At 56.5% G+C, this 25,160-nt stretch carries 25 protein-coding genes and 1 other annotated feature; of the genes, 3 read left to right on the top strand and 22 right to left on the bottom strand.

All coding sequences use genetic code 11. The features are described from left to right. Window positions 1-168 precede the first annotated feature (168 nt). Window positions 169-993, top strand: coding sequence for a late competence protein ComER (comER, locus tag QJ48_RS11350; RefSeq protein WP_054973710.1), 825 nt, complete (start codon window positions 169-171; stop codon window positions 991-993). 95 nt (window positions 994-1,088) lie between these two features. Here comER and leuS read toward each other — a convergent pair whose 3' ends face one another. The 17 genes from leuS to QJ48_RS11265 all read right to left on the bottom strand — a co-directional run bounded on the left by leuS (window position 1,089) and on the right by QJ48_RS11265 (window position 18,328). After that, window positions 1,089-3,539 carry a leucine--tRNA ligase gene (leuS, locus tag QJ48_RS11345; protein ID WP_054973709.1) on the bottom strand — a complete coding sequence of 817 codons (2,451 nt, stop codon included), beginning with the start codon at window positions 3,537-3,539 and terminating at the stop codon, window positions 1,089-1,091. Between the two features lie 53 nt (window positions 3,540-3,592). Further along, window positions 3,593-3,838: a binding site (T-box leader), on the bottom strand. A gap of 327 nt (window positions 3,839-4,165) precedes the next feature. Next, window positions 4,166-4,969, bottom strand: coding sequence for a class I SAM-dependent methyltransferase (locus QJ48_RS11340; RefSeq protein WP_054973708.1), 804 nt, complete (start codon window positions 4,967-4,969; stop codon window positions 4,166-4,168). Window positions 4,970-5,018: 49 nt separating this feature from the next. Then, window positions 5,019-5,921, bottom strand: a complete 903-nt coding sequence (locus QJ48_RS11335; RefSeq protein WP_054973707.1) for a S1 RNA-binding domain-containing protein — start codon at window positions 5,919-5,921, stop codon at window positions 5,019-5,021. Next, entirely contained in the window at window positions 5,918-6,265 is a 348-nt protein-coding gene (rsfS, locus tag QJ48_RS11330) for a ribosome silencing factor (RefSeq protein WP_054973706.1), read from the bottom strand. Before rsfS ends, QJ48_RS11335 begins: the two co-directional genes overlap by 4 nt. Window positions 6,266-6,287: 22 nt before the next feature. After that, window positions 6,288-6,869, bottom strand: a complete 582-nt coding sequence (gene yqeK / locus QJ48_RS11325) for a bis(5'-nucleosyl)-tetraphosphatase (symmetrical) YqeK (protein ID WP_054973705.1) — start codon at window positions 6,867-6,869, stop codon at window positions 6,288-6,290. After that, window positions 6,859-7,446 (bottom strand): nicotinate-nucleotide adenylyltransferase, encoded by a 588-nt coding sequence (locus tag QJ48_RS11320; protein WP_054973704.1) that lies wholly within the window; start codon window positions 7,444-7,446, stop codon window positions 6,859-6,861. The genes yqeK and QJ48_RS11320 overlap by 11 nt, the downstream gene beginning before the upstream one ends. A gap of 49 nt (window positions 7,447-7,495) precedes the next feature. Next, on the bottom strand, window positions 7,496-7,789 hold the full coding sequence (gene yhbY / locus QJ48_RS11315) for a ribosome assembly RNA-binding protein YhbY (protein ID WP_054973703.1): 294 nt from the start codon (window positions 7,787-7,789) through the stop codon (window positions 7,496-7,498). 417 nt (window positions 7,790-8,206) lie between these two features. Then, window positions 8,207-9,076, bottom strand: coding sequence for a shikimate dehydrogenase (locus QJ48_RS11310; protein ID WP_054973702.1), 870 nt, complete (start codon window positions 9,074-9,076; stop codon window positions 8,207-8,209). Between the two features lie 23 nt (window positions 9,077-9,099). Continuing rightward, window positions 9,100-10,227, bottom strand: coding sequence for a ribosome biogenesis GTPase YqeH (gene yqeH / locus QJ48_RS11305; protein ID WP_054973701.1), 1,128 nt, complete (start codon window positions 10,225-10,227; stop codon window positions 9,100-9,102). 7 nt (window positions 10,228-10,234) lie between these two features. After that, a complete protein-coding gene (locus QJ48_RS11300; RefSeq protein ID WP_337589621.1) occupies window positions 10,235-10,750 on the bottom strand; it encodes a YqeG family HAD IIIA-type phosphatase in 516 nt (171 codons plus the stop codon). Window positions 10,751-10,858: 108 nt separating this feature from the next. Next, window positions 10,859-13,084, bottom strand: a complete 2,226-nt coding sequence (locus QJ48_RS11295; RefSeq protein ID WP_054973699.1) for a transglutaminaseTgpA domain-containing protein — start codon at window positions 13,082-13,084, stop codon at window positions 10,859-10,861. Then, entirely contained in the window at window positions 13,081-14,322 is a 1,242-nt protein-coding gene (locus QJ48_RS11290) for a DUF58 domain-containing protein (protein ID WP_054973713.1), read from the bottom strand. The genes QJ48_RS11295 and QJ48_RS11290 overlap by 4 nt, the downstream gene beginning before the upstream one ends. A 5-nt stretch (window positions 14,323-14,327) precedes the next feature. Beyond that, window positions 14,328-15,287: a MoxR family ATPase gene (locus tag QJ48_RS11285; protein WP_054973698.1), complete on the bottom strand. Its 960-nt coding sequence runs from the start codon at window positions 15,285-15,287 to the stop codon at window positions 14,328-14,330. A 275-nt stretch (window positions 15,288-15,562) separates the two neighbouring features. Beyond that, window positions 15,563-15,928: a stage V sporulation protein AE gene (gene spoVAE / locus QJ48_RS11280; protein ID WP_054973712.1), complete on the bottom strand. Its 366-nt coding sequence runs from the start codon at window positions 15,926-15,928 to the stop codon at window positions 15,563-15,565. 11 nt (window positions 15,929-15,939) lie between these two features. Beyond that, window positions 15,940-16,953: a stage V sporulation protein AD gene (gene spoVAD / locus QJ48_RS11275; RefSeq protein ID WP_054973697.1), complete on the bottom strand. Its 1,014-nt coding sequence runs from the start codon at window positions 16,951-16,953 to the stop codon at window positions 15,940-15,942. A gap of 1 nt (window position 16,954) precedes the next feature. Further along, on the bottom strand, window positions 16,955-17,434 hold the full coding sequence (spoVAC, locus tag QJ48_RS11270; RefSeq protein ID WP_054973696.1) for a stage V sporulation protein AC: 480 nt from the start codon (window positions 17,432-17,434) through the stop codon (window positions 16,955-16,957). 24 nt (window positions 17,435-17,458) lie between these two features. After that, the gene (locus QJ48_RS11265) at window positions 17,459-18,328 is read right to left on the bottom strand and encodes a DUF421 domain-containing protein (protein ID WP_157261596.1); all 870 of its coding nucleotides are present in this window, start codon (window positions 18,326-18,328) and stop codon (window positions 17,459-17,461) included. Window positions 18,329-18,476: 148 nt separating this feature from the next. On the opposite strand from QJ48_RS11265, the gene QJ48_RS11260 reads away from it, so the two are divergent. Together QJ48_RS11260 and QJ48_RS11255 are read left to right on the top strand one after the other, a co-directional pair. Continuing rightward, a complete protein-coding gene (locus tag QJ48_RS11260; protein WP_025851366.1) occupies window positions 18,477-18,683 on the top strand; it encodes a DUF1657 domain-containing protein in 207 nt (68 codons plus the stop codon). A 347-nt stretch (window positions 18,684-19,030) separates the two neighbouring features. Further along, window positions 19,031-20,293: a glucuronate isomerase gene (locus QJ48_RS11255; protein ID WP_054973694.1), complete on the top strand. Its 1,263-nt coding sequence runs from the start codon at window positions 19,031-19,033 to the stop codon at window positions 20,291-20,293. A gap of 66 nt (window positions 20,294-20,359) precedes the next feature. Here the strand turns inward: QJ48_RS11255 and QJ48_RS11250 are convergent, their stop codons facing one another. The 5 genes from QJ48_RS11250 to QJ48_RS11230 all read right to left on the bottom strand — a co-directional run bounded on the left by QJ48_RS11250 (window position 20,360) and on the right by QJ48_RS11230 (window position 24,750). Continuing rightward, on the bottom strand, window positions 20,360-21,223 hold the full coding sequence (locus QJ48_RS11250; RefSeq protein WP_054973693.1) for a CorA family divalent cation transporter: 864 nt from the start codon (window positions 21,221-21,223) through the stop codon (window positions 20,360-20,362). Window positions 21,224-21,677: 454 nt separating this feature from the next. Beyond that, window positions 21,678-22,184 carry a L,D-transpeptidase gene (locus QJ48_RS11245; protein WP_082420466.1) on the bottom strand — a complete coding sequence of 169 codons (507 nt, stop codon included), beginning with the start codon at window positions 22,182-22,184 and terminating at the stop codon, window positions 21,678-21,680. Between the two features lie 95 nt (window positions 22,185-22,279). Beyond that, a complete protein-coding gene (locus QJ48_RS11240; protein WP_054973692.1) occupies window positions 22,280-23,002 on the bottom strand; it encodes a Crp/Fnr family transcriptional regulator in 723 nt (240 codons plus the stop codon). A 125-nt stretch (window positions 23,003-23,127) separates the two neighbouring features. Beyond that, window positions 23,128-23,985: an AraC family transcriptional regulator gene (locus QJ48_RS11235; protein WP_054973691.1), complete on the bottom strand. Its 858-nt coding sequence runs from the start codon at window positions 23,983-23,985 to the stop codon at window positions 23,128-23,130. Between the two features lie 33 nt (window positions 23,986-24,018). After that, window positions 24,019-24,750, bottom strand: a complete 732-nt coding sequence (locus QJ48_RS11230; protein WP_054973690.1) for a phytanoyl-CoA dioxygenase family protein — start codon at window positions 24,748-24,750, stop codon at window positions 24,019-24,021. Window positions 24,751-25,160 lie beyond the last annotated feature (410 nt).

The following is a 25,160-nucleotide window of genomic DNA, read 5'->3' as shown; positions in this document are numbered from 1 at the left end:
AAGGCCGGCAAGACGAACCAAAGCTTTTTCCGAAAAATGCGGCATTGCTCTACCTCGTTTCTTCATCCTTGTTTCTTCATCAAATCTTGATCAAAAAATCGAATGCATGGTTTTACGCTCCGTCTCATATACATGAAAAAGGCTGCAATCCAATCAGGGGGGATGGTCATGCAAATAGGATTTATCGGAACAGGCAGCATGGGCAGTATTCTCATCGAAGCGTTCATTCAATCCGGCGCAGTCAGCCCGGAGCAGCTTGTTGTGACCAATCGCACCGCCCGCAAAGCGGAGCAGTTAGCGGAAAGCTACCCGGGCCTGCGAACAACCCGTTCCAATAGGGAAGCCGCAGCCGGATCCCAGCTTCTTTTTCTGTGCGTCAAGCCTATGGAATTCAAAGCTGTCATCGACGACATTCGGGATGTTGTCGCTCCCGAAACGGTCGTCGTTTCCATTACAAGCCCGGTGCAGATTCGTCATTTGGAAGAACTGCTCCCTTGCAAAATCGCCAAGGTTATTCCAAGCATTACCAACTATGTACTCAGCGGCGCGACGCTGTGCATTTACGGAGACCGGATGACCGACGAGGATCAAGCACGTCTGGAGCTGCTGCTGTCCCACATTAGCGCCCCCATCCGCATCCGCGAGGAGCATACGCGCGTCTCTTCGGACATTACAAGCTGCGGCCCGGCGTTTCTCGCCTTTTTCGTGCAGAAATTCGTCGAGGCCGCCGTTGCCGCCACCGGCATCTCCGAGACGGAGGCTACGCAGCTTGCGGCCGAGATGACGCTCGGCACCGGCAGGCTGCTGACCACCGGAGGCTTCACGCCCGCCTCCCTGCAGCAGCGGGTGTCCGTTCCCGGCGGCATTACCGCAGAAGGTCTTCGCCTAATGCAAAAAGAGTTGTGCGGGGTCTTTGACGACCTGATCCGCACAACTCACGCTAAATACGATGAAGATGTGGAAAAGGTGAAAGCCCGTTTTTTCAGCCCGTAGGCCGAACCGAACGCGATGCTTTCACGTCCTTTTCCGTTATGAACCGCCGTGCTCCGATTCCGGAGGGCGGTTTTTTATTTTCCTGACGCTGCTTCTTACCCTACGACGATATTGACTAGCTTGCCTTTGACGGCAATCACCTTGCGGACGGTTTTACCCGCCATCGCTTCCTTGACTTTGGCCAAGCCAAGCGCCAGCTCCTGCATCGTCACTTCATCGGCATCCGCCGCGATCGTGGCGCGGTCGGCGATTTTGCCGTTCACTTGGATGACGATTTCCACTTCGTTGTCGACCGTCCACGCTTCGTCGTAAACAGGCCATGCCTCATAAGCAACGGTACCGGAATGACCGAGCTTCTCCCACAGCTCTTCCGCCAAGTGCGGTGCGATCGGAGACAGCATTTGCACGAAGTTTTCCATCGCCGCTTTCGGCAAACGGTCTGTCTTGTACGCTTCGTTCACGAAGATCATCAGCTGGCTGATCGCCGTATTGAAGCGCAGCGCCTCATAGTCTTCGGTTACTTTCTTAATCGTGCGGTGCCAGGTCCGTTTGAACGCTTCGCTGCCCGCATCGCCGTCTTCTGTAATTTTCGCGCTCAGCCCGCCGTCTTCGCCGATGAACAAACGCCATACGCGGCTCAGGAAGCGGAATGTGCCTTCTACGCCGTTCGTGTTCCAAGGCTTCGTCGCTTCCAGCGGCCCCATGAACATCTCGTACATGCGCAGCGTATCGGCGCCGTACTCGCCTACGATTTCGTCCGGGTTGATGACGTTGCCGCGCGATTTGCTCATTTTCTCCATGTTCTCGCCGAGAATCATGCCTTGGTTAACCAGCTTGTAGAAAGGCTCTTTCGTTTCTACAACGCCGAGGTCGTACAACACTTTGTGCCAGAAACGGGCATACAGCAAGTGAAGTACGGCATGCTCCGCGCCTCCGATGTACAGGTCGACCGGCAGCCATTTGCGCTGCAGCTCCTTGGAGCAGATCTCGTCCTTGTTCTTCGGATCGATAAAGCGCAGGTAATACCAGCAGCTTCCCGCCCATTGCGGCATCGTGTTCGTCTCGCGGCGCGCTTTGAGGCCGGTCTCCGGATCTACCGTGTTCACCCAATCCGTCACATTGGCAAGCGGCGATTCGCCCGTGCCGGAAGGCTTGATTTCGTCCACTTCCGGCAGAAGCAGCGGCAGCTGATCTTCCGGAACGGTTTTCATCGTGCCGTCCTCCAGATGGAGGATCGGAATCGGCTCGCCCCAGTAACGCTGACGGCTGAACAGCCAGTCGCGGAGACGATAGGTTACTTTGCCTTGGCCTTGGCCATTGGCTTCGAGGTGCTCGATCATTCGCGCGATGGCCTGCTCGTTATTCAAGCCGTTCAGGAACTCGGAATTGACGTGCGCGCCGTCACCGGCGTACGCTTCCTTGTTTACATCGCCGCCCTGCACCACTTCCACAATCGGAAGGTCGAACTGCTTCGCGAATTCCCAGTCGCGCGGGTCGTGACCCGGTACCGCCATGATCGCGCCTGTACCGTATCCGGCAAGCACATAGTCGGCGATCCAGATCGGCACCTTGCTGCCGTTAACCGGATTGACCGCATAAGCCCCGGTAAAGACCCCCGTTTTTTCCTTCGCAAGATCGGTGCGCTCCAAGTCGCTTTTGCGGGCCGCGCGTTCCTGATAATCTTTCACCGCTTGAGCTTGCTCCGGCGTCGTAATGCGGGCTACGAGCTCATGCTCAGGCGCCAATACGCAATAGGTGGCCCCGAACAGCGTATCCGGACGGGTCGTGAATACTTTCAGGCTATCGTTCCCGTGTCCGTCGATGACAAACGTCACTTCGGCGCCCGTAGACTTGCCGATCCAGTTGCGCTGCATATCCTTGATGCTTTCGGACCAATCGAGCTCTTCAAGATCCTCCAGCAGGCGCTCCGCGTACTCGGTGATCTTCAGCACCCATTGGCGCATCGGCTTGCGGATAACCGGATGACCGCCGCGCTCGCTCAAGCCGTCGATGACTTCTTCGTTGGCCAGCACCGTTCCGAGAGCCGGACACCAGTTGACCGGCACTTCGTCCACGTAGGCGAGACCTTTTTTATACAGTTGAACGAAAATCCATTGCGTCCATTTATAATATTCGGGATCGGTCGTGCTGAATTCGCGGTCCCAATCGTAAGAGAAGCCGAGCGATTTGATCTGTCTGCGGAAATTATCGATATTGCGGAACGTGATGTCGCGCGGATGCTGTCCCGTATCGAGCGCATGCTGCTCCGCCGGCAAGCCGAAGGCGTCCCATCCCATCGGATGCAGAACGTTATAGCCGCGCAGCCGTTTATAACGGGATACGATATCCGTCGCCGTGTAGCCTTCCGGGTGCCCGACGTGAAGACCTGCGCCGGAAGGATACGGAAACATGTCAAGCGCGTAAAACTTCGGCTTGCTCTCGTCGTCCAGCACCTTGAACGTTTTGTTTTTCTCCCAATATTGCTGCCATTTCGGTTCAATCGCCAAGGGATTGTACCCTTGTTGTTCTCTAGCTTCCTGTGCCATATTGTGTAGACCTCCTTCGATTCAAACAAAAAAGCCCTCATCGCTAGCGCAACGCTAGGGACGAGAGGCTTATTTCCCGTGGTACCACCCTAGTTGACTCAAGCATGCTTTGCCTGGGCCCACTCTCCCCTTAACGCGGGGTACGTTTATGGCTGTGACCGGCGAAGCTTGCGCTAGGTTGCGGTCTTTTGGCCAAACGGCTCGAAGATGAGTTCGCTGCCTGCTTCTACCGGTTCCCACCCGCCACCGGCTCTCTGAAAGAAAGCGCTGCAGTTACTAGTTCTTGTCACGGCCTTTTGCATATATGCTCCAATTAGGTTTCATTATATGAAAAACGATTCCTCCGTGTCAAGCCGGGCCCCCGTTTTTCCCGAAGCTGCCGGATAAAATACCGCCGGACCAAGCGGAAACAGCCCCGTCGCGGTTACATCCTCGGCAGCTTGGCCATACTTTGTAATAAATGTTTTCTATTCGAAGCTTACGGAGGATGAACCGAATGAAAGGATTCGTCAACGGAGTCATGCTGTCGCTCCCGCTATGGGGGATGATCCTGTGCCTGCTGCAACTGATTATCCATTTAACGCGTTAACGAAAAGCGCCCGCGTCCGTTTGCCCCGACTTCAAGCTCAATCCCGCGGCTTTACCGCCACGAAAAACGCCCGCTGCGTATCATCCGTCGGCGCTTCGAACGAGAATTCGGCATAGCATGCCGTCTCGCTAAATCCGGCCGCACGCAGCCGCTCCTGCACCCAATCGAGCGGATACGCCCGCTGCACATGCAGCTCCTCAATCCGGTGATACCGCTCCGTAATGGCGTCGTCAGACCCTTCCGCCCATGTGTCCCCTTCCCGCACGAACAAGGTCAGCTCATGCTCAATTTCGCAGCGGCCCGGATCGAAATCGCAGGTCCAGATGTAGGCGACGTCGTCGTCGTTCAGGAAAAACGGCTGCGATTCTGCATAGCTCTGAAACTGGCTCTGCGTATGCATATCGAACACGAACAGGCCGCCCGGAGCAAGCCCGTCGTATACTTGCTTGATGGTCCGCTCGATGTCTTCCTCCTCCAGCAAATAGTTCAAGCAATCGCAAAACGAGATGACCGCGTCGACCGGGCGGCCAACCTCCCATTCGCGCATGTCCTGCTGGAGCCACATCACGCTTCCGCCCGCAGGGAAAGGCTTGTGCCGCTGGGCGCTTTCCGCTTTTTGACTGGCCATGGACAGCATGTCCTCCGACAGATCGATGCCGACGACTTCGTAGCCGAGCTGCGCCAGAGGGACCGCTATGCTGCCCGTGCCGCAGCCCAGATCGACCACGCTTCGGGGCGTCCCGAATTTGTCCCAGCATTCCTGCGCAAAGCGGAGCCAATCGTCATACGGCATATCCTCCATCAGCCGGTCGTATAGATACGAAAATTGTTCGTAAGCCACGGCTTGCTCCTCCTTCACCGAACAGACAAAGGCCGGCTCCGAACGACCTTCATTCGGATGCCGGCTGCGATGCCGCTTCTTTTTTCAAATAGGTCCAGCTGCCTTCCTGATAAACCAGGCCTTCCTTCATCAGCTTGCCGATCGCGCGCTTGAAGGCGGATTTGCTCATGCCGAACCGCTGGCTGATCAAATCGGCCGGGGTCTCGTCCGAATACGGCATCGCCTGATTCGGGCGCTCCTTCAGAAAAGCCAGCAGCTTCTCCGAATCGGTGTCGCGTCCGACTTCCTTACGCTCGCGCATCGAGCAGTTGACGTTGCCGTCCTCGCGCACGAACGTGACGCGCACTTTCACCTCTTCGCCGAGACGCAGCAGCCGGGTTCTCTCGGACGCATGAATGAAGCCGATGACGCCGAAGCCGACCACGCCGCCATCGCAGACGACAAACGAGCCCATTTGCAGCGGCTTATAGACGCGGGCGTCAACCCAGGTGTTGCGCCAGCTTGCCGGAGCGTCGAAGCACAGCCGCTTAAGCCGGTCTTCTCCGGCTACTTTGGCGACGAGCCGCCCTTGCCGGTCGTGAGCGAGTACGACGAATACGCGGTCTCCGACTTCGGGACGCAGCTCTTTAAGCTCAGGCAGTTCTTTAAAAGGAAGCAGCAGATGACGCCCGAGCCCCATTTCGAGAAAGCAGCCAAAGCGCGGATGGATGTCGACCACTTCGAGAAGCGCAACTTCTCCGAGCGTCACGAGCGGCTTGCGCATCGTCGCCGCCAGCCGATCCTCGGTATCGTGAAACAAAAATACCTCAACCTGCTCCCCCGGCTTCACTTCCCCGGCGGCTTCGCTGTAATGGAGCAGCACGTCCTGCGCGCCGTCCGTCAAAAAATAGCCGTGCGGCGATACTTCCCTCGCTACGTCCAAACGTTGGATCGTTCCGGCTTCCAGCCTCATACCCGTTCGACCACTTTCGCGTCGGACCACAGCCGCTCGATGTTGTAATATTCGCGATCGTCGCGGTGAAACACGTGAACGACGACGTCGCCCAAGTCGACAAGCACCCAGCGGGCCGTGTCCATGCCTTCGAGGCCGCGAATTCGTGCGCCGCGCTCTTCCGAACGTTTTTTAATCTCGGTCGCGATCGCTTGCACCTGCGTTTCAGAATTACCATGGCAAATGACAAAGTAATCCGCAATCAAAGAAATCCCGCGCAGGTTCAATGCCGTTACGTCCATCGCTTTCTTGTCTTCGGCCGCATCGACCACGAGCTGCATAAGCTCATCCGGTTGAATGGTCATATCATTTCCTCCTGTAAGTGAATCATACCGATTCTCCCCGCTCCTCCAGCTCCCGGATCAGTCCGTTGCGAGCTTCGAAGGTCAGCGGGTAAATTCGCTTGCCTTTATCCAATAAAAAACGGATCGTTCCGTCAAATCCGGTTATAAGTGCCTTCTCTAAACTATGTTCGGCGTTTTGGCGAATATTATGCACGCCCGGGAAATCCCGTCCCGGCTCCATGTAATCCGCCAGGCAAACGACCTTGTCCAGCAGCGTCATCCGCGCCCGCCCCGAGGTGTGATAACGTATCGCGTCCAGTACTTCCTCATCGCTTACACTGTACTGCTCCCGGGCAATCCACGCGCCAGCGTGGGCATGCCACAGCTCTTTGTCGTAATCGAGCAAATCCTGAGGCAGTCCATGCTCCCGGATGATGCGCGCTTGTTCGTCTACGCGCCAATATTTGCAGACATCGTGAAGGATGGCGGCCAGCTCGGCCTTTTCCGGGTCCGCCCCATAGCGCTCCGCCAGCCGCACCGCCGTTTCCATAACGCCTAGCGTATGGTTCCAGCGTTTCTCCGGCATCTGGGAGCGAACCGATTCGATCATTTCCTCACGCTTCATACAAACGGTTCACCTCGATATAATGATTTACCCGGTCCGGGACCATATAACGCACCGACCGTCCCCAAGCCCGCCGCTGCCGGATTAACGTGGACGACAGCTCGATTTGCGGCATCGGCACAAGCTTTACCGCCTGCCGAATGGCATCGGGAAGCCCCTCGTAGCCCGTTTCGTAGCCCGGCCGCTGCAGTCCGGCGAAAGTAACCAGCCGGGCCAGTTCGTCGATCCTGTACCACTTCGGCAAATATCGGACCATATCGGCCCCGATAATATAAGTAAACCGATAACCGGGATGCTGCGCCCGAAGCATCGTCACCGTCTCGATGCTGTACGATACGCCGCCTTTGCGCAGCTCCATATCCGAAGCCCGGAAGTGCGGGTGCCCTTCGACGGCAAGCTCGACCATCTCCAGCCGCTGCCGCGGGGAAGCCCCGGGCGCCTGTTCTTTATGCGGAGGCACGTTCGTCGGCATAAACCATACTTCGTCGAGTTCGAGCCTCTCGCAGACGCTCTGGGCGGCAATCAAATGCCCGATATGAACGGGATCGAAGGTGCCGCCCATCAGACCGACCTTCATCAGGCATCCCCCTCTTTTTAGCTGAAATGCCACTTTTACCGCCGTATGCTTAAACCGGAAGCTCGATCGTTTTATGCTCGCGGGATTCCTTGTAGAGCACGATGATTTTGCCGATCACTTGAACTAGCTCCGCGCCGGCGCCCTGCGCCAGCTGCTCGGCCACTTCGCTCCGGTCCTCCATACAGTTGTTAAGCACCGTCACTTTGATCAGCTCGCGGACTTCCAGCGCCTCGCTGATGTGCCGGATCAAATGATCGTTTACGCCGCCTTTGCCGACCTGAAAGATCGGGTTCATATGATGCGCCAACGAGCGCAAATACCGTTTTTGTTTGCCTGTTAACATGGTTGTTGTTCCTCCTTAAGTAGCACCCTCCTAAATCCTCCCTGGCAGGGAGGACCCCAAAGGGCTGCGCCCTCTGGACACCCGAAAGGGGCGTGCCTGCTGCGGGGCCGGCGTTGAAGGAACAGCGGCGTAGGAACGCTTTCGTCCCTTCGGGACACGCTCACATGCGACGTTCTCTCCATACGTTATGCCCAGGGTGCGCTGCGTTGCGTCGTGCGTTTTTTCATTTATTGCGGGGAAGGGGCCGCCTCATGACGCTGTCATGAAGCTCTTGTTCGGCGCAAGTCGCAAACCGGGGCGTCAGGGCTCATGACCTTGTCATGAAGCACCCTGTACTGCAACATCTCTAACCCCCAACCCATTTGCAAAATCCGTGCCTGACCCCTATTAAAGTGCTCCCCTAAGTTCTATAAAATTCTAATGCCCCTGCTCCGAAAAAGATTGCTCCACCACTTCGCGCATGACGGCGATCGGAGCGGGCTGGCCGGTCCAATATTCGAACGCGTAGGCGCCTTGGTAAATGAACATGCCGAGGCCGCTGTGAATGACGGCGCCGCGCTGATCGCGGGCCTCGCGCAGGAAACGGGTGATCAGCGGGTTGTACACCAGATCGCTGACGACCGTCTCGGGGCGAATCAACGAAATGTCCATCGGCACCTCGTCTACATTCGGATGCATGCCGAGCAGCGTGTTGTTGACGATCAAAGCGGCCTCTCCGGCCAGCTTTGGAATCTCGTCCAGGCCGTGCCCGGATACGCTGCCGAATTCGCTCATCGACGAAGCGAGCTCCAGCGCCTTCTCCTTCGTGCGGTTCGCGATATAGATATGCTCCGCGCCTTCGCGGGCCAGCGCGTAGCCGACGCCGCGCGCCGCTCCCCCTGCGCCGATCATCAGCACCTTGCGTCCCTTCAACGAAATGCCCGTCTCTTCGCGGAGCGAACGCATATACCCGATGCCGTCGGTATTGTAGCCGATCAGCCGGCCGCCTTCGTTGACGATCGTGTTCACCGCTCCGATGGCGCGGGCTCCTTCGTCGATCTCGTCCAGATAGGACATGACCTCGACCTTGTGCGGAATCGTCACGTTGACCCCGCGGAATTGCAGCGCCCGGATGCCGGCCACCGCATCCTTCAATGTGCCGGGCAGGATGTGAAACGCTCCGTACGCCGCATTGATGCCCGCCGCTTCGAATGCCCGGTTCAGCATGATCGGCGATTTGGAATGCCGGATCGGATCGCCGAACACCCCGTACAAAATCGTATGGCTGTCCAGTTTATGCTTGCTCATTCTCGTCCGTTCCTCCCGCTCCGCTAAATGACCGATTCCCGAACCGCGACCTTCACGCCTTTGGGGACGTGGATGACCAGTTCCGCCCCGGCGGTGCCGTTTACTTTGATCCAGCCCAGTCCCGAGACCGAAACGTCCAGATTCGCGTTCTTCGGAATGCGAATCGGATGCTTGGTCAGCTTGGGCAGCTCCTCCAGCTCTTCCTGGCTTGGCGGCGACAGAAGCACGCCCCGGTGTTCCTCGTACAGCTCGTCCGCCCGCTCCAGCTTCGTCCGGTGGGCCTGGAGCGCGTTGGAGACGAAGAACGTGAACGACTGCCGTTCGCCCTGCACGAAATCGAAGCGCGCCAAGCTGCCGAAGAAGATCGTCTGTTGATCGTTCAATTGGAACACCAGCGGCTTGATCGGCCTGTCCGGCATCACCTTCATCAAATCTTTCTTGCTGACGAGCTCCGTCAGACGATGTTTGTACACGATGCCCGGCGTATCGATGATCGAGGCGCCGTCGTCCAGCGGAATGCGCACAAGGTCAAGCGTCGTGCCCGGATATTGCGAAACCGTCAGCTCGGCGTCCAAATCGCTGTAATCGCGAATAAGCCGGTTGATGAGCGTCGATTTGCCGACGTTCGTCGCCCCGACGACATAGATGTCGCGCCCTTTGCGATGCAGCTCCAACGCTTCGATGACCCGTTCGAAGCCCATATTTTTTTTCGCCGAGCACAGAACGACTTCCACGACCCGAAGTCCCGCTTCCTTCGCCTGTCTCTGCACCCAGTTCACGATCCGGTTGTAGTTCGTCACTTTGGGGAGCAGATCGATTTTGTTCACGACCAGAATGACCGGATTGGTTCCGACAAACCGCGCCAGACCGGAAATCATGCTGCCCTCGAAATCGAAAATATCGACAATGTTCACGACCAGCGAGTCCGTTCCCCCTACATGGGTGAGCAGCCGCAAAAAATCGTCCTGATTGAGCGTAATGCCCGAAGCTTCATTGTAATTCTTAATGCGGAAACACCGCTGGCAAATGATTGGCGTGCGCGCAAGCGCTTGAGCCGGGACATAGCCGAGCTGGTCCGGCTGCTCCGTTTGAAGCGCTACGCCGCAGCCCGCACAGTGGTTATTTTCGGAGTGTTGATTGTGGGCCGTCATACGTTCCCTACCTTTTCATTATAGTTAATGCGGCCTTCTCGATCCTTCGGTTTACCTTCGTAAAAAAGCCCTCGTCCGCAAGAGAGATCGGATGGACGAGGATGGTATAAAGACCCATCCGGTTGCCTCCCAGCACGTCGGTTAGCATCTGATCCCCGATGACTACCGTCTGCTGCGCCCGCAGATTCATGATGCTCATGGCTCGCCGGAACGCGGTACTTGTCGGCTTACGGGCGCGATAAATGAAAGGCAGGGACAGCGGCTCGGCGAACTTGGTTACCCGGTTGCGCTGGTTGTTCGACACAATGACGACCTGAAAGCCGATTTGCCCCACGACTTTCAGCCAATCCAGCAACTCCGGCGTGGCAAGAGGCGCTTTGGCTCCTACCAGCGTATTGTCCAAGTCCGTTATGATGCCGCGGTATCCCTGCTCCCATAACGCTTGAAGATCTATGTCAAATATCGTTTTGACTTGTTGACGCGGAATCAGCTTTTTCAGCAAAGAATTCACCTCGAAAGACATTAGGCTGTATACGTCAAACTATACCATAACTGTCCATTTTGTTGCAAAATGGCGACAAAAAAAGCAAACCGCCCTCCGCAAAGGCGCGGTCTGCCGATCGTTTAGCATTTACATCTGCGAACGCAAGCGTTCGACGATTTGGTTCGTTTTTTTCCAGTCTTCCTCCGTGATCTCCGCTTTACCGTACTTCGCCTTCTCGAATACGTGAAGCACGGCCTCCAACTCGTCGCTCATCCATCGGCTCTGACGGGACCAGCGGCGCACCGCTTCGCGCAGCGTCTCGTGTTCCTCGCGCACATAGCCGTTGCGCCGGAAAATGCGCAGCAGGCGTTCGCATTCCACAATGACCTTCTGCTTCAGCAGCGAAGCCCGGCGGCGGCGCGCGCGTTCTTTCAGCAGCTCGACAACCTGCAGCTTCCAGGCCAGGAGTGCGGCAACGAGGGTCACGGCGGCGGCAATGCTCCACGCGGCCGCATGATGCGTTTCAACGGCAGGCTCTGCCGGCTTCGTGTCCGGCTTCGGAGCAGGTTGCGGCTCCGCTGGCGAAGCGGACGTCTCTTCCAGCAGCACGGCGCGCGGCATCGCGAAACCCGCCGTCGGCTCAAACGGAATCCATCCGTAGCCATCGAAATAGACCTCGACCCAGGAGTGGGCGTCGGAGTTGCGTACCGTGTAGACCCCGCCGCCATCCGGGTCCATCAGCAGCTCGTTGGGGGCGAAGCCTTGCAGCTCCGGCTGCTGAAAATCCGGCGTCCCTGACGCATAGCCTTTGACCCAGCGCGCCGGCAGCCCGATCGAGCGGGACAGCACCACCATCGCGGTAGAGTAATAATCGCAATAGCCTTCTTTAATCTCAAACAGGAACCGGTCGACAAAATCGCGGCTCTGGCCCTTGCTGAGGTCTGGTTTGTTCGTATACGGAAAGCTCGTTTGCAAGTATTGCTCAAGCTTCTTCGCTTTGTCGTATGGAGTGGCCGCATCCTTCGTCAAATCCGCGGCCAGCTTGCGGACCCGCTCCGGCACGCTGCTCGGCAGCTGGACGAATTCCGCCATATCCTGCTTCAGCGGCAAAGGAGGCAGCTTCCGCAGCACTTCTTCGTTGACAACCGGCATTTGCGACACGATCGTATACGTTTGCGGGTACGGCTGGCGCTCGCTGTAGCGGATCTCGGATTGGGGAGCCGACCATTGCAGGGACTCGAAGCCGTTTTTGGAACCGTCCAGCCCCATCACTTTCTGGATGGAATAGGCTCCGAACAGTACGGGATACGGCTGCGCCGACATCAGCGTGACGGTTTGCTTCACCTCCACCGTCTTCGCCTTGGAACCGGCCAACCGGGCGTCCGCCGGAAGCGGCGCTTCGGGCCTGATCGCGTTCCAGGGACCGCGCCGCTCGCCGTCGCTTTCCTCCCAGCCTTTGCCGGTATAATGCGAACGCGTCTCGCCCCGCCAATAAGCGCGGTGATCCGTTTCTACCTTCATGACCGGCGTATAGTCGAACCGGAAGCCGCCTCCCAGATTCGCATCGCTCCGGCTGTAGCCCGACGAGGAATCCATCGCCTCGCTGGGGGGCACGGTGACGCCTTTGCCCGTGGTGAAAGCCATCGGCTCTCCCCGGGACGATCGCCAAGCGGTATACGGGTCGGTCAGCATCGGTCCGACCTCGGGCATGAGCGATCCGGCGAGCACCGTCACCCCGATTAAAGAGGCGACCGTCATGGCAATGGAAGCCGGATATTCCGCCAAATGCCGCCAAGCGGTCGGGTCTTTGCGCCGCAGCTGCGCGAAATGATTGAGAATCAGCAGCAGCAGCCCGCAGCCGACGATCACGGCCACTTGCGGCCACAGATAGATGGACGAGAACGAATCGCGGATGCAGAGCGCAAGCACGCTGACCACCAGCAGGATATAGACCCGCCACTTAACTTCCACCCACCAAATGACCGTTACGTAAACGACCCAGGCGCCCATGCCGAACCACAAATACGGCGTAAGCTCGTACAGGTTCAAGAACAGCTTCGAGCTCACAAAGCTGGACGCCTTCATCGGCTCGATCACTTCAAATTGCTCAAGCACGAGCACGTTGATGACCACAACAGAGACAAGCTGCAAAACGCCGCGAACGATCCAATGCAGCCGCGTCAAATGCTCGAACGCAAAGACCGCCAAAAGCGTCAGCTTCACGATGACGACCGTTTCCGAAAGCCAGAAGCCGTCTTCCTTGGCGAACCAGTACACGAACTGGAGCAAAATCAAGCCGGACAACAGCACCGACAAGCGGTGCGGCCATTCGTCCCACAGCAGACGCTTAAGCCACATTCGTTGCTGCTTCATCCCTTCCGACCTCCCAACAGCCCGGGAAGCTCCGACAGCTGCCTTACGGCATAGCAGGGGATGCCCCGCGCATGCAAATCCTTGACCCAGACTTCTTTGCCGCGGGCGGCGCCGATCCAGAGGTGACAAGGATTCAACTGCTGCTGCTTCAGCCAAGCAAGCACCTGCAGCATCGGTTCGCCGGACATCGGGCTGATCAGCGTCACGAAGCTGCCGGGCACCAGCAGATGCACTTTGGTTTTGAGCACGTGGCGGATGTCATGGGCGCTGTCGGCCTCCACATCGATGAAATGCTGCTGCGCCGCCTGATACAGCGCTTGCCCGGTCTTGGGCTCAAAATAGACGTCGTCTGCGCCTGTGGAGACGAGCCCGAGCGCAAGCCCCCGTTCCGAGCCGTACTGAAACAAGGACGCGGCTACGGATACGGCCAATTCGAACTGCTCGGGGTCCCCGTAGGCTTGCCCTGCCCGGTCGAGAATCAAGTACGTTTTGGGCAGCGATTCGCGCTCGAACTCCTTCGATTTCCAAGTGCCGGTCTTGGCGGTCGCATTCCAGTGAATGCGGGAGAGCCGGTCTCCGTAAATATATTCGCGAACCCCGTTGATCTGCGTCGTCTCCCGGACGGCCCGGGTCGTGGACGAGTGGTGGCTCGTTCCTTTCATCATTTGGTTGTACTGCTGCCATTCCCGGATCGGCACGGTCTGCGGCAGCACGGCGATGCTCTGGGGCAGCTCCAGACCGCCCTTGTGCTCGAACAAGCCGAAGACGTCCTCCGTCACGCATTCCGTCTGTCCGAACGTATAGCGCCCCCGGCGCATCGCCGGGGTCCGGTATTCCCATTCCGCGCGCCGCCGCCAGTCGGGAACGACCGTCGCTTCGAACGTTAGTTCGCGCCCGCTTTTGTGATGCAATCGGTCCTTAATAAACAAATAGGGGATCGGCCATATTCCCGGAATTTGCAGTTGAATCGTTACGCCGAGCGAACTGCCCGCCGGCAGCAGAGAGCCGTAATCGCCGCTGGACAGCGTGCGTGCCCCTTGGGTCCGCTTGATGCCGCTCCACTGCCCCAGCAGCAGATAAACGCTTAAAATCGTCATCATCACGAACAGCATTAAAGCGAGCTTGCCGCCCTGAAACAGCAAGAAGCCGAGACTTCCTGCAAATGCCGTCGCCACCGCCCAAAATTTGCGGCTGAACCTTGGCCGGAACGGAAGCCTGTGAGCGAAGGAAGGTTTCATCATGCTCACTTCTCCCAACGTACCGGCACTTTCACCTGCTGCACGACCGATTGCAGGACGGATTGTACCGTAGCCCCCTCAATCCGGGCTTCGGCCGTCAGCAAAATCCGGTGGCCGAGCACGTACGGCACCAAAAATTTAATATCGTCCGGGATGACATAGTCCCGTTCCTGAATTAGTGCAAGCGCTTTGGAGGCCTGCACGAGCGCAAGCGTCGCCCGCGGGCTGGCGCCGAGATAGATCGAGCCATGCTCGCGCGTCAGACGGGTGACAGCGACCAGATAAGCGGCTACCGCTTCGTCGAGATGCACCTGCTTGACCTGCTTCTGGATCGCCAAAATCTGCTCGCTGTCCACGACCGGCTCCAGCTCTTCGAGCGGATGGACGACGCTTTGCGCCAAAATCATCTTCGTTTCCGTATCCGCATCCGGGTAGCCGAGGCTGAACTTCATCATAAACCGGTCCAGCTGGGCTTCAGGCAAAATGTACGTGCCCTCGAAGTCAATCGGATTTTGCGTTGCCAGCAGTAGAAACGGCTTCGGCAGGTCGTACGTTTCCCCGTCTACCGTCACATGGCGCTCCTCCATCGCTTCGAGCAGTGCCGATTGCGTCTTGGTCGTCGCCCGGTTAATTTCATCCGCCAGCAAAATATGCGTCATAATCGGTCCGGGACGGAAAATAAATACCTCGTCCTTCGGATGATAAATCGAAACCCCCGTAATATCGGTAGGAAGAAGGTCAGGATTGCATTGAATACGACGAAACTGGCCGCGGATCGATTTGGCAAGCGCTTTGATCAGCACCGTCTTGCCGGTGCCGGGCACATCCTCAAGCAGCACATGGCCTCCTGCCAGCATGGCGGTCATCAGCAGTACAATCTCGTCCGTTTTGCCGAGGATGCAGGATGCCAAATTCGCTTGTATGCGCTTCAAGGCTTGAATATCTTCTCGTATCATCGTTTCCATCGTCCGGGCCTCCTCGAAAAGTTATCGTACAAAGTATATACGTAAGAACGGGAAATAAAGTTGTCAAAAATGGCTCCATATGGCGAAAATATCTCCAAATTGCAACAAAATGTAACAAAACCAAATTGGGAAAGGCAAACGTTATTTCCCTATTGTACAGGATACAAAAAACGGCGTATACGTGTAAAACCGATGAAATTGTTTGACAAAATGCAAAAAGCCCCGGAAAATCGCCGGGGCGCGCTCGGACGGGCCGGGTCATGACATAGGTCCGCTCAGCCCTGCGGCCTGAATACGAGCGCCGCAAGAAACGAAAAGATGATGGCCGCCGACACGCCTGCGCTCGTCACCTCGAAGATGCCGGTAATGATGCCGACCACGCCGTGCAATTTAAGCTCGGCCACCGCGCCGTGCACGAGCGAATTGCCGAAGCTTGTAATCGGCACGGTCGCCCCGGCTCCCGCAAATTCGATAAATCGGTCGTACAGGCTCTTATTGCCGATCGGAATGCCGTCGACGATCGCTCCCGCCACGACAAGCGCGCTCATCGTATGCGCCGGCGTCAGCCGCATTACGTCGATCAACAGCTGGCCGATCACGCAGATGGCCCCGCCGACAACAAAAGCCCAAAAAAACTGCATCCAATCCATTGCTAACGCACCTCGCTTTCGATCGCTACCGCATGGGCGATGCAGGGAATGCTTTCTCCTTGCTGGAAGGAAAGCGGGGACAGCAGCGCTCCCGTCGCCACAACCAGCACCCGCTTCAGCTCGCCCTTTTTTATACGTTTCAAGATATGCCCGTAGGTAACGACAGCGGAGCAGGCGCACCCGCTGCCGCCGGCCTGCACGTTCTGATTCTCCCGGTCGTAAACCATCAGGCCGCAGTCTTTGTAAGTCGTTTGGTGAATCGGCACCTTGTGCTTCTCCAGCAGCTCGCAGGCGATCTCATAGCCGACCTTCGCCAAATCGCCGGTCACGATCAAATCGTAGTAGCCCGGCTCCCGCTGAAAATCGCGAAAATGCGCCTGCAGCGTATCGACCGCCGCCGGGGCCATCGCGGCCCCCATGTTGAACGGGTCCTTGATGCCCATGTCGATGACGCGGCCGATCGTCGCCCCCGTCACGACCGGTCCCGGGCCGTGGTTCCCCAAAACGGCGCAAGCCCCGCCCGTTACCGTATACTGCGCGGTCGGCGGCTTCTGCGAGCCGTATTCCGTCGGATAGCGGAATTGCTTCTCCGCCGTGGAGTTATGGCTGCAGGTGCCGGCCATCACATGATGGCCGAAGCCGGAATCCACGATCAGCGATGCGACGGCAAGCCCCTCCATCGAAGTCGAGCAAGCGCCGAAGATGCCGAGATACGGGATTTGCATCGTCCGGACCGCAAAGCTGTTGCTGATGATCTGGTTGAGCAGATCGCCGCCGACATAGAACTGGATATGCTCTTTGGTCAAGCCCGCGTTTTCGATCGCCAGCTTCGCCGCTTCCTCCAGCAGCTTTTTCTCGGCCTTCTCCCAGCTGTCCTGCCCGAGCGTCGTCTCCGCGTGCACGATGTCGAACTCGTTGCCGAGCGGTCCGTTGCCTTCGTCGGGTCCGACGATCGTAGCCGTACCCCGGATGACCGGACGCGTTTTGAATTCCCAGCTTTGGGCTCCTTTCAGCATCTCATTTGACCCCCAATCCGAACAGCCAGTGGATGATGCCGATAATAAAGGCGGATACCGTCCCGTAGACGATAACCGGGCCTGCCAGTTTGAACATGTTGCCTCCGACACCGAGCACGTAGCCTTCGCTTTTATGCTCAAGAGCCGCGGAGCACATCGAATTGGCAAACCCGGTTACGGGAACAGCCGAGCCGGCGCCGGCCCATTGGGCGATTTTGTCGTATACGCCGAAGCAGGTAAGAACGACGGACAGGAAGATCATCACGGCTACCGTCGGGTCTCCGGCCGTTTTATCGGTAAAGCCGAACCAATAAATGAACGCTTGCGACACGCACTGCCCGATCAGACAGATGAGCCCCCCGGCAACAAAAGCGCGAAAGCAGTTTTTGAGCACCGGACGCGCCGGTTCTCTCTTTTTGGCGAACTCCTGGTATTCCTGTTGGGTCCAGGTCAACTTTTTCATTTTGGACTTTGTGCTCATGCTCGCTGTTCCTCCTGACGTTTTTTATGTCTTCAGCAGAGGCTCGATCTGCTTCAAGATGCGGGTGGTTTGCTCCGTGCACCTTTCGTACATGCGCTTCGCGCCCCGGTTCTCGACGGCGAGAGAATACAGCGCCAAATCCGCTTCGCATTTCTTCAGCGTAGCGAGCAGCAGCGGTTTTTGCGCAGGTGCGGGCACTTGGAGCATGTCGTCGTATAAATCGACGGTCAGCTCGCCGAACGAGTCCACCTGGCCGAGAAAGACGTTCTCCAAGGTTACGCCTATTTTCTCCAACTCGGTGAAAAGCCATTCCCGGCTTAATCCGGCCGTGGCCAGCGGCTCGTCCATCAGGCTGCCGTCGATAATGACGGTCTGCGGCTCTCTCTCCGGCCCCGTCTTGATCCCCAGTTGGGCAGGTGTGACCGGCTGGTATTCCTTTTTGAGCAGCACGCTCAGCTCCCCGCTGGCTTCCAGAATGGCAAATTCCACGTCCGCGGTCCGAAAGACGTTTTTGGCCCGGAGCTGCTCGAGCAATTCGTCGGCGGTGTACCGCTCTTTTTTCAAATTATCCTCGAGAATTTTGCCTTCCTTGATGAATACCGTTCCTTTGCCCTCGAACCAGTCCCGCATCCGTTTGCTTTTCAGCGTAAGCAGCCCGAACATGAGCGGGATCGTAAACCAGACGAGAATCGCAACGAAGCCGTGGATGAAAAAAGCGTCAATATCGGTAGACATAAACCCTGCCAAATCGCCGAGCACAATGCCCGTTATGTATTCAAAAAAGGTAAGCTGCGAAATTTGCTTCTTCCCAAGGATGCGGGTTAATAAGAACAAGATGGCAATGGTAAACAACGACCGGATAATAATCTGTACCCATTCGGCCAAAAGTCTCACTCCTTCAGGCGTAGTCAACGCTTCCGTAAACGGGCGGCTTTGACATGTACATTATTTGCCGAAAGAAGAATTGTTATTTGCAGGTAGTTATTGACATTCATTAGCATCCCCTGAATCGCGCACATTATCGTTTGTGGAGGTGAGAATGATGACCGTGGCAAACCAAGTGAAAACGACGCTGGCTTCGCTGAAAAGTGCGCAAGCCAGTCTGGAAACGTTCGCGCTGAGCACGCAAAATCAAGAGGCCAAGACGTTGTTCACAAACTGCGCGCAGCAAACCCAGCAAATCGTTGACCAAGTCAGCGCGCGCGTGCAGCAGCTCGAGAACGAGGAGCCCCAATATAAAGGGTTTTAAGGCATGACGGAAACAGCCCGGTCCGTTTCTTCCAAACGGCTCCCGGGCTGTTTTTTACTGCGCTTTTATTTCCGCGTCCGTGTTCACGTGCGGCGGTTTGCATCAGATCAGCACCATCAAAACGATCAGCAGCAAAATAAACAAGATCAGAATGAGCAGCACGGAAGTGAACAATTCCATCGGCATTCGCCCCTATCCGGAGGTTTGCAATCGTCCCTTTATGTGTATGCCCGGTGAAAATAAATGGCTCGGGCATAAGCCCATCTCTATCCGAAAGTAAAAATAAGTGCTATAATAAACCCATTGTTCACGTGAACATTAATCGATTTTCGGGAGGACTACCGATCATGACGATTGCAACCAAGGAGCAGTTGACCGCCTTTGTGACCGAAACGGTGCGCACCACCCCGGTCACCGATATTCATACCCATCTGTTTGCCGAAACGTTCGGCGACCTGCTGCTGTGGGGAGTAGACGAGCTGCTGACGTACCATTATCTGATCGCCGAAACGTTCCGTTTCCGCCCGGATTTGTCTTACGACGCTTTCTGGCAGCTGTCCAAACAGGAGCAGGCCGATTTGATCTGGCAGACGCTGTTTATCGACCATTCGCCCTACAGCGAAGCGTGCCGAGGCGTCGTCACGGTCTTAAACCGGCTCGGCTTCGATCTGGCGAAGCGCGACCTGGAGGAGTACCGCGCGTATTTCCGCAGCGTCAGCGCCAGCGACTACATCGACCGCATTTTGAAGCTGGCGAACGTGAAGACGGTCGTGATGACCAACGATCCGTTCGATGCCTACGAACGCGGGAAATGGGAGTCCGGCGCAAGCCAGGATCCCCGCTTCCTGGCTGCGCTGCGGATCGATCCGCTGCTGAATCTGTGGGACAGCTCCTGGAGCAAGCTCAAGGAGCAGGGCTATGAGGTCAGCGCCGACTTGTCCGGCGGTACGCTCGCCGAAATCCGCCGCTTCCTGAAGGATTGGATTGCCCGGATGAACCCGCTGTATATGGCCGTTTCGCTGCCGAACGATTTTGCGTATCCGGAAGATTCAGCGCGCGTCCGCATCATCGACGAATGTATCGTGCCGGTTGCACGGGAAGAAGGAATACCGTTTGCGATGATGATTGGGGTGAAGCGCAAAGTCAACCCGTCCCTGAAAGATGCGGGCGACAGCCTTGGCAAAAGCGACATCGGCGCGGTAGAGCGAATCGTCAGCAAGTATCAGGACGTGAAGTTTCTGGTCACGATGCTGTCCCGGGAAAATCAGCACGAGCTGGCCGTCACCGCGCGGAAAAACCGCAACCTGCTCGTGTTCGGCTGCTGGTGGTTCCTGAACAACCCGAGTTTGATCGAGGAAATTACGCGGATGCGGCTTGAATTGCTGGGCGGCAGCGTCATTCCGCAGCATTCGGATTGCCGTATTCTGGATCAGCTCTTGTACAAATGGGATCACTCGCGCGCGATTATCGGCAAAGTGCTCTGCGATAAATACGGCGACCTGTTTGACGGCGGCTGGCGGCTGGAGGAAGAGGAGATCCGCCGCGATATCGAGGATCTGCTCGGCGGCGTATTCTGGAAGTTTCTCGGCAAGCCGGACCCTGCAGCCTGATTCCGGTTCTTCGATCATAACAAGAGACGGCCTTCTGCGCAGCGCAGGGCCGTTTTTTTGCGTACGTCAAACAATGTTGGAATCTTTGTTTTTCCCTTTTAACAGATCGCCGGTCCAGCCTTTCCAATGCATCCAAAAGTAAACGGACAAGGTCAACAGGACAATGGCGGATATGGCCAACGCATAGCCGAACGGCAGCTCAAGCTCGGGCATGTGCTTGAAGTTCATCCCCCAGATGGAGCCGAATACGGTAGCCGGGGTGCAGATGACGGAAAATACGGTGAGCGTCTTCATAATTTCGTTGCCCCGGTACGTCGCGATATTATTGTCGATATTCAGCAGGATATCCAGCTCCGTGCGATAGCGGTTCAGCCGGGAATGCAGCCTTTGGAGCAGCAGCTCGTTGTTGTCGTATTCGTGGCAAGGGCTGTCTTCCGCCCATCCTTTGGCGGCTGCGTGAAACTCTTCAAGCGGCTGAACAATGCGGTGCCAGTCCAGCACTTCATACTGAAGATCCATAATTTCATCCAGCACTTTTGAATCGTTGCTGCGCTTCATCCGGCCTTCCAGCTCTTCCAGCTTCCATTCCAGCTCTTCCATCTGTGATAAAAACGTCAGCGCCACTTCTCCGATCAGCATGCAGAACCCTTGCAGCGCCGTCTGGCATCGGTCCATGCAGGAAAACATATGCTTCTCCTGTTCGTCGTCAAACGGGTACAGTCCCTCTTGCAAGGTCAGCAGCTCCGATTCGTCGACTCGGTAAAACATTTTTTGCTGCCCGTTCTCGGGATGCAGCGAATAAACGATAAAGCCCTGCAGCAGCTTCGTAGTTCCCCCGGAGCGAACCCGGGGCATTCCGGTATCCTCACGGGCCGTCATTAATGTCCACGACCATTTGGCGTTAGGAAACCGAACGGTTCGCTGGTCCATAAAGCTTCCTCCATTCCGGCAAACGTTCTTGTCTCCTCCTTAACCTCTTCCCCTGCGGCCTGAAACCGGCGCTTGATTCAGCGGAAATCCGGTACGACAAAAAGCTTCCTGAACCCTAAGGGCTGAATCACCGCAAAAATCCGCGTTTCCATCGGACGGGAAACAGGAAAAAGGACCCCTTGCGGAGTCCTTTCCAACGGTGAATGATTTTGGTATTTGCCTTGAACCTCGCCTAAAGCTCGGGTCTTACCTCATTCACGATCGCAGTACGTGTACTACTCTAACGTGTCTTTGGCACATCCCTCCGCTTCTATCTCGATTCGGAAGCAACTTCCCCGGTATTTCTCGTTGAACTGTTCAACGGAACCACACCTCTCTTTTCACCGTTGATTGTAGCATGTATCATCTGCGACGTGTTTATTCAATCCTTTTAAAAAAAGTTCGGCAAGGCGGTTCAATCCCGTATGATGACCGCCGTACCGAGCGGGATGTGACGGTACAGCCACTCGACGTCTCGATTGTGCATGCGGACGCAGCCCGACGAAGCGCTGCTGCCGATCGAGTACGGCCGGTTCGTTCCGTGAATGCCGTAACGGTACCCTCCCGAACCCGGAACGTTAATTCCCATCCAGCGCGTCCCCAGCGGATTTCGCGGGTCCCCTCCGGGAATTTGCTTCCGTACGTACCACGGCTTCACGATTTTGGTCACAATATGGAATGTCCCTGTCGGCGTCAGGTTCTTCGTCCGTCCCGTCGCAACGGCAAAGCTGTATGCCGCTCTCCCGTTCACGATGACGGTCAGCCGGTTTTCGGATTTATCGATCAACAAATATACGCCTTCTTCCTCCAAACCGGCCGGGGGCGACGTTGCTGCGGAGGGTTCCGGCGCCGCTCCGAATGCGCTTCCTGCCGGCCAGACGCCGACCAAAAGCATCAGGAGAAAAATGGATAATCTCAACATCCATCATCCTTACTCTTTCGTGATGAAGTCACACGCCGTTTTAGTGTGCTCCAACGTGCAAGCCGACTATTCGCCCGTTCAGGCCGTTCTCGGCGTCAGATCCGGCACACGCTAAGCGGACACTCGGCGCAGCCGACCATCGCCTGGAAGAAGGACAGATTTGTGACCACGAATCTTCCGTTTTCCAATTCGATGGCCCCGGCCGCCTTATATTCGCTAAGCATCCGGTTTACTCCCTCCCGGGTCGAACCGATCATGTTCGCCAGATCTGTATGCGTCAATTTGATCGTGATGCGAATTCCCCGTTCATCCATTTCGCCATAAGAGTTAGTCAAACGGATCAAGGTCGAGGCGAGCGCGCCGTTTTTGCCGAACAGCAGCAAATCCCGGAATTTGGACTGCATGAATTGCTGCATCTGACTCATCCATTTAAATAGCTGCAGCGCCATATCGCCGTGTCTCCAGATAAGGACTTCCAAGTCTTTGATCAGAATGACGCCAAGCGACACATCTTCCATCACGATGCCGTCATACCCGTAAGACTGCGGTTCGCAGCTTCCGAACTCGCCGAACAGATCGCCAGGCTGCGCCACTTGCACAATGAACGCTTTGCCGTCCTCCGTCGATTTGCTCAACTTTACCGTACCCTCGTGAACATAGTACAGCCTATCCGCCGTATCCCCTTCCCAAAACAAATAGTCTCCCTCTGCCGCTTGTTTCGGATACATGATCTGCGTAAGCCGTTCCATGTTTTCATCCGACAAAAACTGCGGAATATGATGAGCGGCTTCCGGCGTCGTTCGGTTTGCGTTTCCCATATACACCATCCTTATCCAGGAAATCTCCCGACTCCTTATGATAATGATGGTACCAGATCATTATTAGATAAATGTTAGAATTCATTTAGGCATTTGTTTTTATTTCCGGAACATCCTAGCGATCGTCAATGCAGGCTGCCTTTGCGCAAGCCGGAGGGCGGACAGCCGAACCTTTTCTTGAAGGACCGTTCGAAATGCGTCAGCGTATTAAAACCGGAAGCGTGGCACACTTCCGTCACCGGCAGGTCGCTTGCCGCCAGCAGCGACTTGGCAAACGTCAGACGCAATTCCTGCAGGTAGCTTTGAAACGGAATGCCGCTCAGCTTGCGGAACGTATGGCTGAAATAATTGGGCGTCAGCTTCGCCTGCCGGGCGGCTTCCTCCAGCGTCAGCGCTTCCCGGAAATGATGGTGAACGTACATGAGCGCTTTTTGCATGCCTGGGTGCCCCGACCGTAGAGCCTCCCGAATGCCCGGATCCGACGGCCCGCGGTCCTGCCGGCACTGCCGTGCAAGCCCGACCAGCATACGCGCCAGCGTCGCTTTAATCATCAAGCTTCCTGCCGGCCGCGGATCGTTGAATTCCGCAAGGACGCGGTCAAATTCCGCCTGCATGCCGCTTGCCTCCGCAGCGTCGAGTCTTGCCTGCAGCTTCAGAACCCCGGGAAACAGCAGCTCGCGCAGTTCGTCCGTCAACACTTCCTCCAGAAACACGAGGTTGAGAATTTCCATCGTTTCTCCGGAAACAATCTCGATTTCATGAAAATCAGCTGGCGTCAGCAGAAACATACTGCCGGGTTCCAGCCCGTGCGGCTCTCCGTTCACGATGTTGGTTCCGCGGCCGGACCGGACGAAGCACAGCTCGTAAAATTCATGCCAATGCAGGTCGACGCCTCCGGCAACCGATTGGCGGTAAACATGAAAAGGAGCGTTCGGCGCCACATAGTGTACGCTCCGCAACCGCTCCGGTTGTTTGGGTCCCATGACGGCCCTCCCGCTTTTCATTTTATAGTCCCATTATACAGGAACGAACGGGTTTCCTGCGATGTCTTTGCCGCGCGCCAGCCATATTTTGAAATTCGGATTTTTCTCGGGCAGTACCTTCAATTCCGTGGAAAAATAACGCATCGTGTAGCCGCAGCGGCGGTGCGGGCTCGTATTCGGGGCGGCGCCGTGAATAATCCGCGAATCATGCAGCGAGCATTCGCCCCGTTCCAGCTCGAAGTATACCGCATTCCGGTCGTCGATCTGTTTAATTTGCGTGGAAAACAAGTTCCGTCCGCCGTCCACCGGCTCATACTCGGAAAATCCGTTCCGGTGCGTGCCGGGAATGACCCGCATGCAGCCATTGTCGCGGTTGCTGCGGTCGATGGCCAGCCAGACGGTCACGATTTTGTCATAGCCGCTGAGCCGCCCGTTCCAATACGCCGAATCTTCATGCCACGGCGTCGCCCGGCCGGTGTACGCATCCTTGCATATAAAATGGCTGGACCACAGCCCGATATTCGGACCGATCAGCGGCTCCACCAAGTCCAGCACCTCGTCCGCAAGCAAAAACTTCAGCAGCCGCTCGTCGCGAAAATGCGGCGTGTCCAGCTCGTCGGACAGCTTGCTCCCCTTTTGCGCCAACTGCTCCTCGAATATGGATGTCAGCTCCTCCAGCTTCTCTTTGGAAAACAGCTGCTTATGGTGAAGCAGATAACCGTTCTCGGCATAAAACGAAACCTCGTCCCTGGTTAACAGACTCATGAGTCAACCGCCTCCTGTTTAGCGTTCGGGTATATCCTGACTATAGGGGGTCGAGGACGGGATTGGCTTATCGTTTGTTACGAAGAAATACGCTTATCTTTCGATGGGATCATGGAAATTTTGCAAAAATAAGCATAAAGCCGAAATCGAAGGCCGGGCCAGCGGCGATTCGCTGCGAAGCTTAAGCCTAAGCCCGAGCGTCAGTCTGGTCGAGGCACAGATAAAGAACGGTAGCCGACGGGGATTTACTGGCTGAAGCAGCTATGTTCCGCCTCAAAGTAAACATACTATTATCCTTGAGTTAATTGTCCATGCAAAAAAGGGAGCCACAAAGTGACTCCCGGAGCTTGTATAGAAAGTAGTCAATTGATGGAAATTGAGGTGTACGAGCGGGTGGGGTATCTACTTCC

This window comes from Paenibacillus sp. A3, from assembly GCF_001399685.1.
Taxonomy (GTDB): Bacteria; Bacillota; Bacilli; order Paenibacillales; family NBRC-103111; genus Paenibacillus_G.
The sequence above is the reverse complement of the archived record's forward strand: the minus strand, read 5'-3'. Positions and strand labels throughout refer to the sequence as shown.

Excerpts from the sequence above, each read along its gene's own strand:
- QJ48_RS11295 (WP_054973699.1), bottom strand. The coding sequence starts at position 13,084 with ATGAAGCAGCAACGAATGTGGCTTAAGCGTCTGCTGTGGGACGAATGG.
- QJ48_RS11300 (WP_337589621.1), bottom strand. The coding sequence starts at position 10,750 with ATGTCTTTCGAGGTGAATTCTTTGCTGAAAAAGCTGATTCCGCGTCAA.
- yqeH (WP_054973701.1), bottom strand. The coding sequence starts at position 10,227 with ATGACGGCCCACAATCAACACTCCGAAAATAACCACTGTGCGGGCTGC.
- yhbY (WP_054973703.1), bottom strand. The coding sequence starts at position 7,789 with ATGTTAACAGGCAAACAAAAACGGTATTTGCGCTCGTTGGCGCATCAT.
- yqeK (WP_054973705.1), bottom strand. The coding sequence starts at position 6,869 with ATGAAGCGTGAGGAAATGATCGAATCGGTTCGCTCCCAGATGCCGGAG.
- rsfS (WP_054973706.1), bottom strand. The coding sequence starts at position 6,265 with ATGACCATTCAACCGGATGAGCTTATGCAGCTCGTGGTCGATGCGGCC.
- QJ48_RS11320 (WP_054973704.1), bottom strand. The coding sequence starts at position 7,446 with ATGAAGGTCGGTCTGATGGGCGGCACCTTCGATCCCGTTCATATCGGG.
- comER (WP_054973710.1), top strand. The coding sequence starts at position 169 with ATGCAAATAGGATTTATCGGAACAGGCAGCATGGGCAGTATTCTCATC.
- QJ48_RS11245 (WP_082420466.1), bottom strand. The coding sequence starts at position 22,184 with ATGTTGAGATTATCCATTTTTCTCCTGATGCTTTTGGTCGGCGTCTGG.
- spoVAC (WP_054973696.1), bottom strand. The coding sequence starts at position 17,434 with ATGAGCACAAAGTCCAAAATGAAAAAGTTGACCTGGACCCAACAGGAA.
- leuS (WP_054973709.1), bottom strand. The coding sequence starts at position 3,539 with ATGGCACAGGAAGCTAGAGAACAACAAGGGTACAATCCCTTGGCGATT.
- QJ48_RS11285 (WP_054973698.1), bottom strand. The coding sequence starts at position 15,287 with ATGGAAACGATGATACGAGAAGATATTCAAGCCTTGAAGCGCATACAA.
- spoVAD (WP_054973697.1), bottom strand. The coding sequence starts at position 16,953 with ATGCTGAAAGGAGCCCAAAGCTGGGAATTCAAAACGCGTCCGGTCATC.
- QJ48_RS11235 (WP_054973691.1), bottom strand. The coding sequence starts at position 23,985 with ATGGGACCCAAACAACCGGAGCGGTTGCGGAGCGTACACTATGTGGCG.
- QJ48_RS11290 (WP_054973713.1), bottom strand. The coding sequence starts at position 14,322 with ATGAAACCTTCCTTCGCTCACAGGCTTCCGTTCCGGCCAAGGTTCAGC.
- QJ48_RS11240 (WP_054973692.1), bottom strand. The coding sequence starts at position 23,002 with ATGGGAAACGCAAACCGAACGACGCCGGAAGCCGCTCATCATATTCCG.
- QJ48_RS11335 (WP_054973707.1), bottom strand. The coding sequence starts at position 5,921 with ATGAGGCTGGAAGCCGGAACGATCCAACGTTTGGACGTAGCGAGGGAA.
- QJ48_RS11260 (WP_025851366.1), top strand. The coding sequence starts at position 18,477 with ATGACCGTGGCAAACCAAGTGAAAACGACGCTGGCTTCGCTGAAAAGT.
- QJ48_RS11255 (WP_054973694.1), top strand. The coding sequence starts at position 19,031 with ATGACGATTGCAACCAAGGAGCAGTTGACCGCCTTTGTGACCGAAACG.
- QJ48_RS11230 (WP_054973690.1), bottom strand. The coding sequence starts at position 24,750 with ATGAGTCTGTTAACCAGGGACGAGGTTTCGTTTTATGCCGAGAACGGT.
- spoVAE (WP_054973712.1), bottom strand. The coding sequence starts at position 15,928 with ATGCAGTTTTTTTGGGCTTTTGTTGTCGGCGGGGCCATCTGCGTGATC.
- QJ48_RS11250 (WP_054973693.1), bottom strand. The coding sequence starts at position 21,223 with ATGGACCAGCGAACCGTTCGGTTTCCTAACGCCAAATGGTCGTGGACA.
- QJ48_RS11310 (WP_054973702.1), bottom strand. The coding sequence starts at position 9,076 with ATGAGCAAGCATAAACTGGACAGCCATACGATTTTGTACGGGGTGTTC.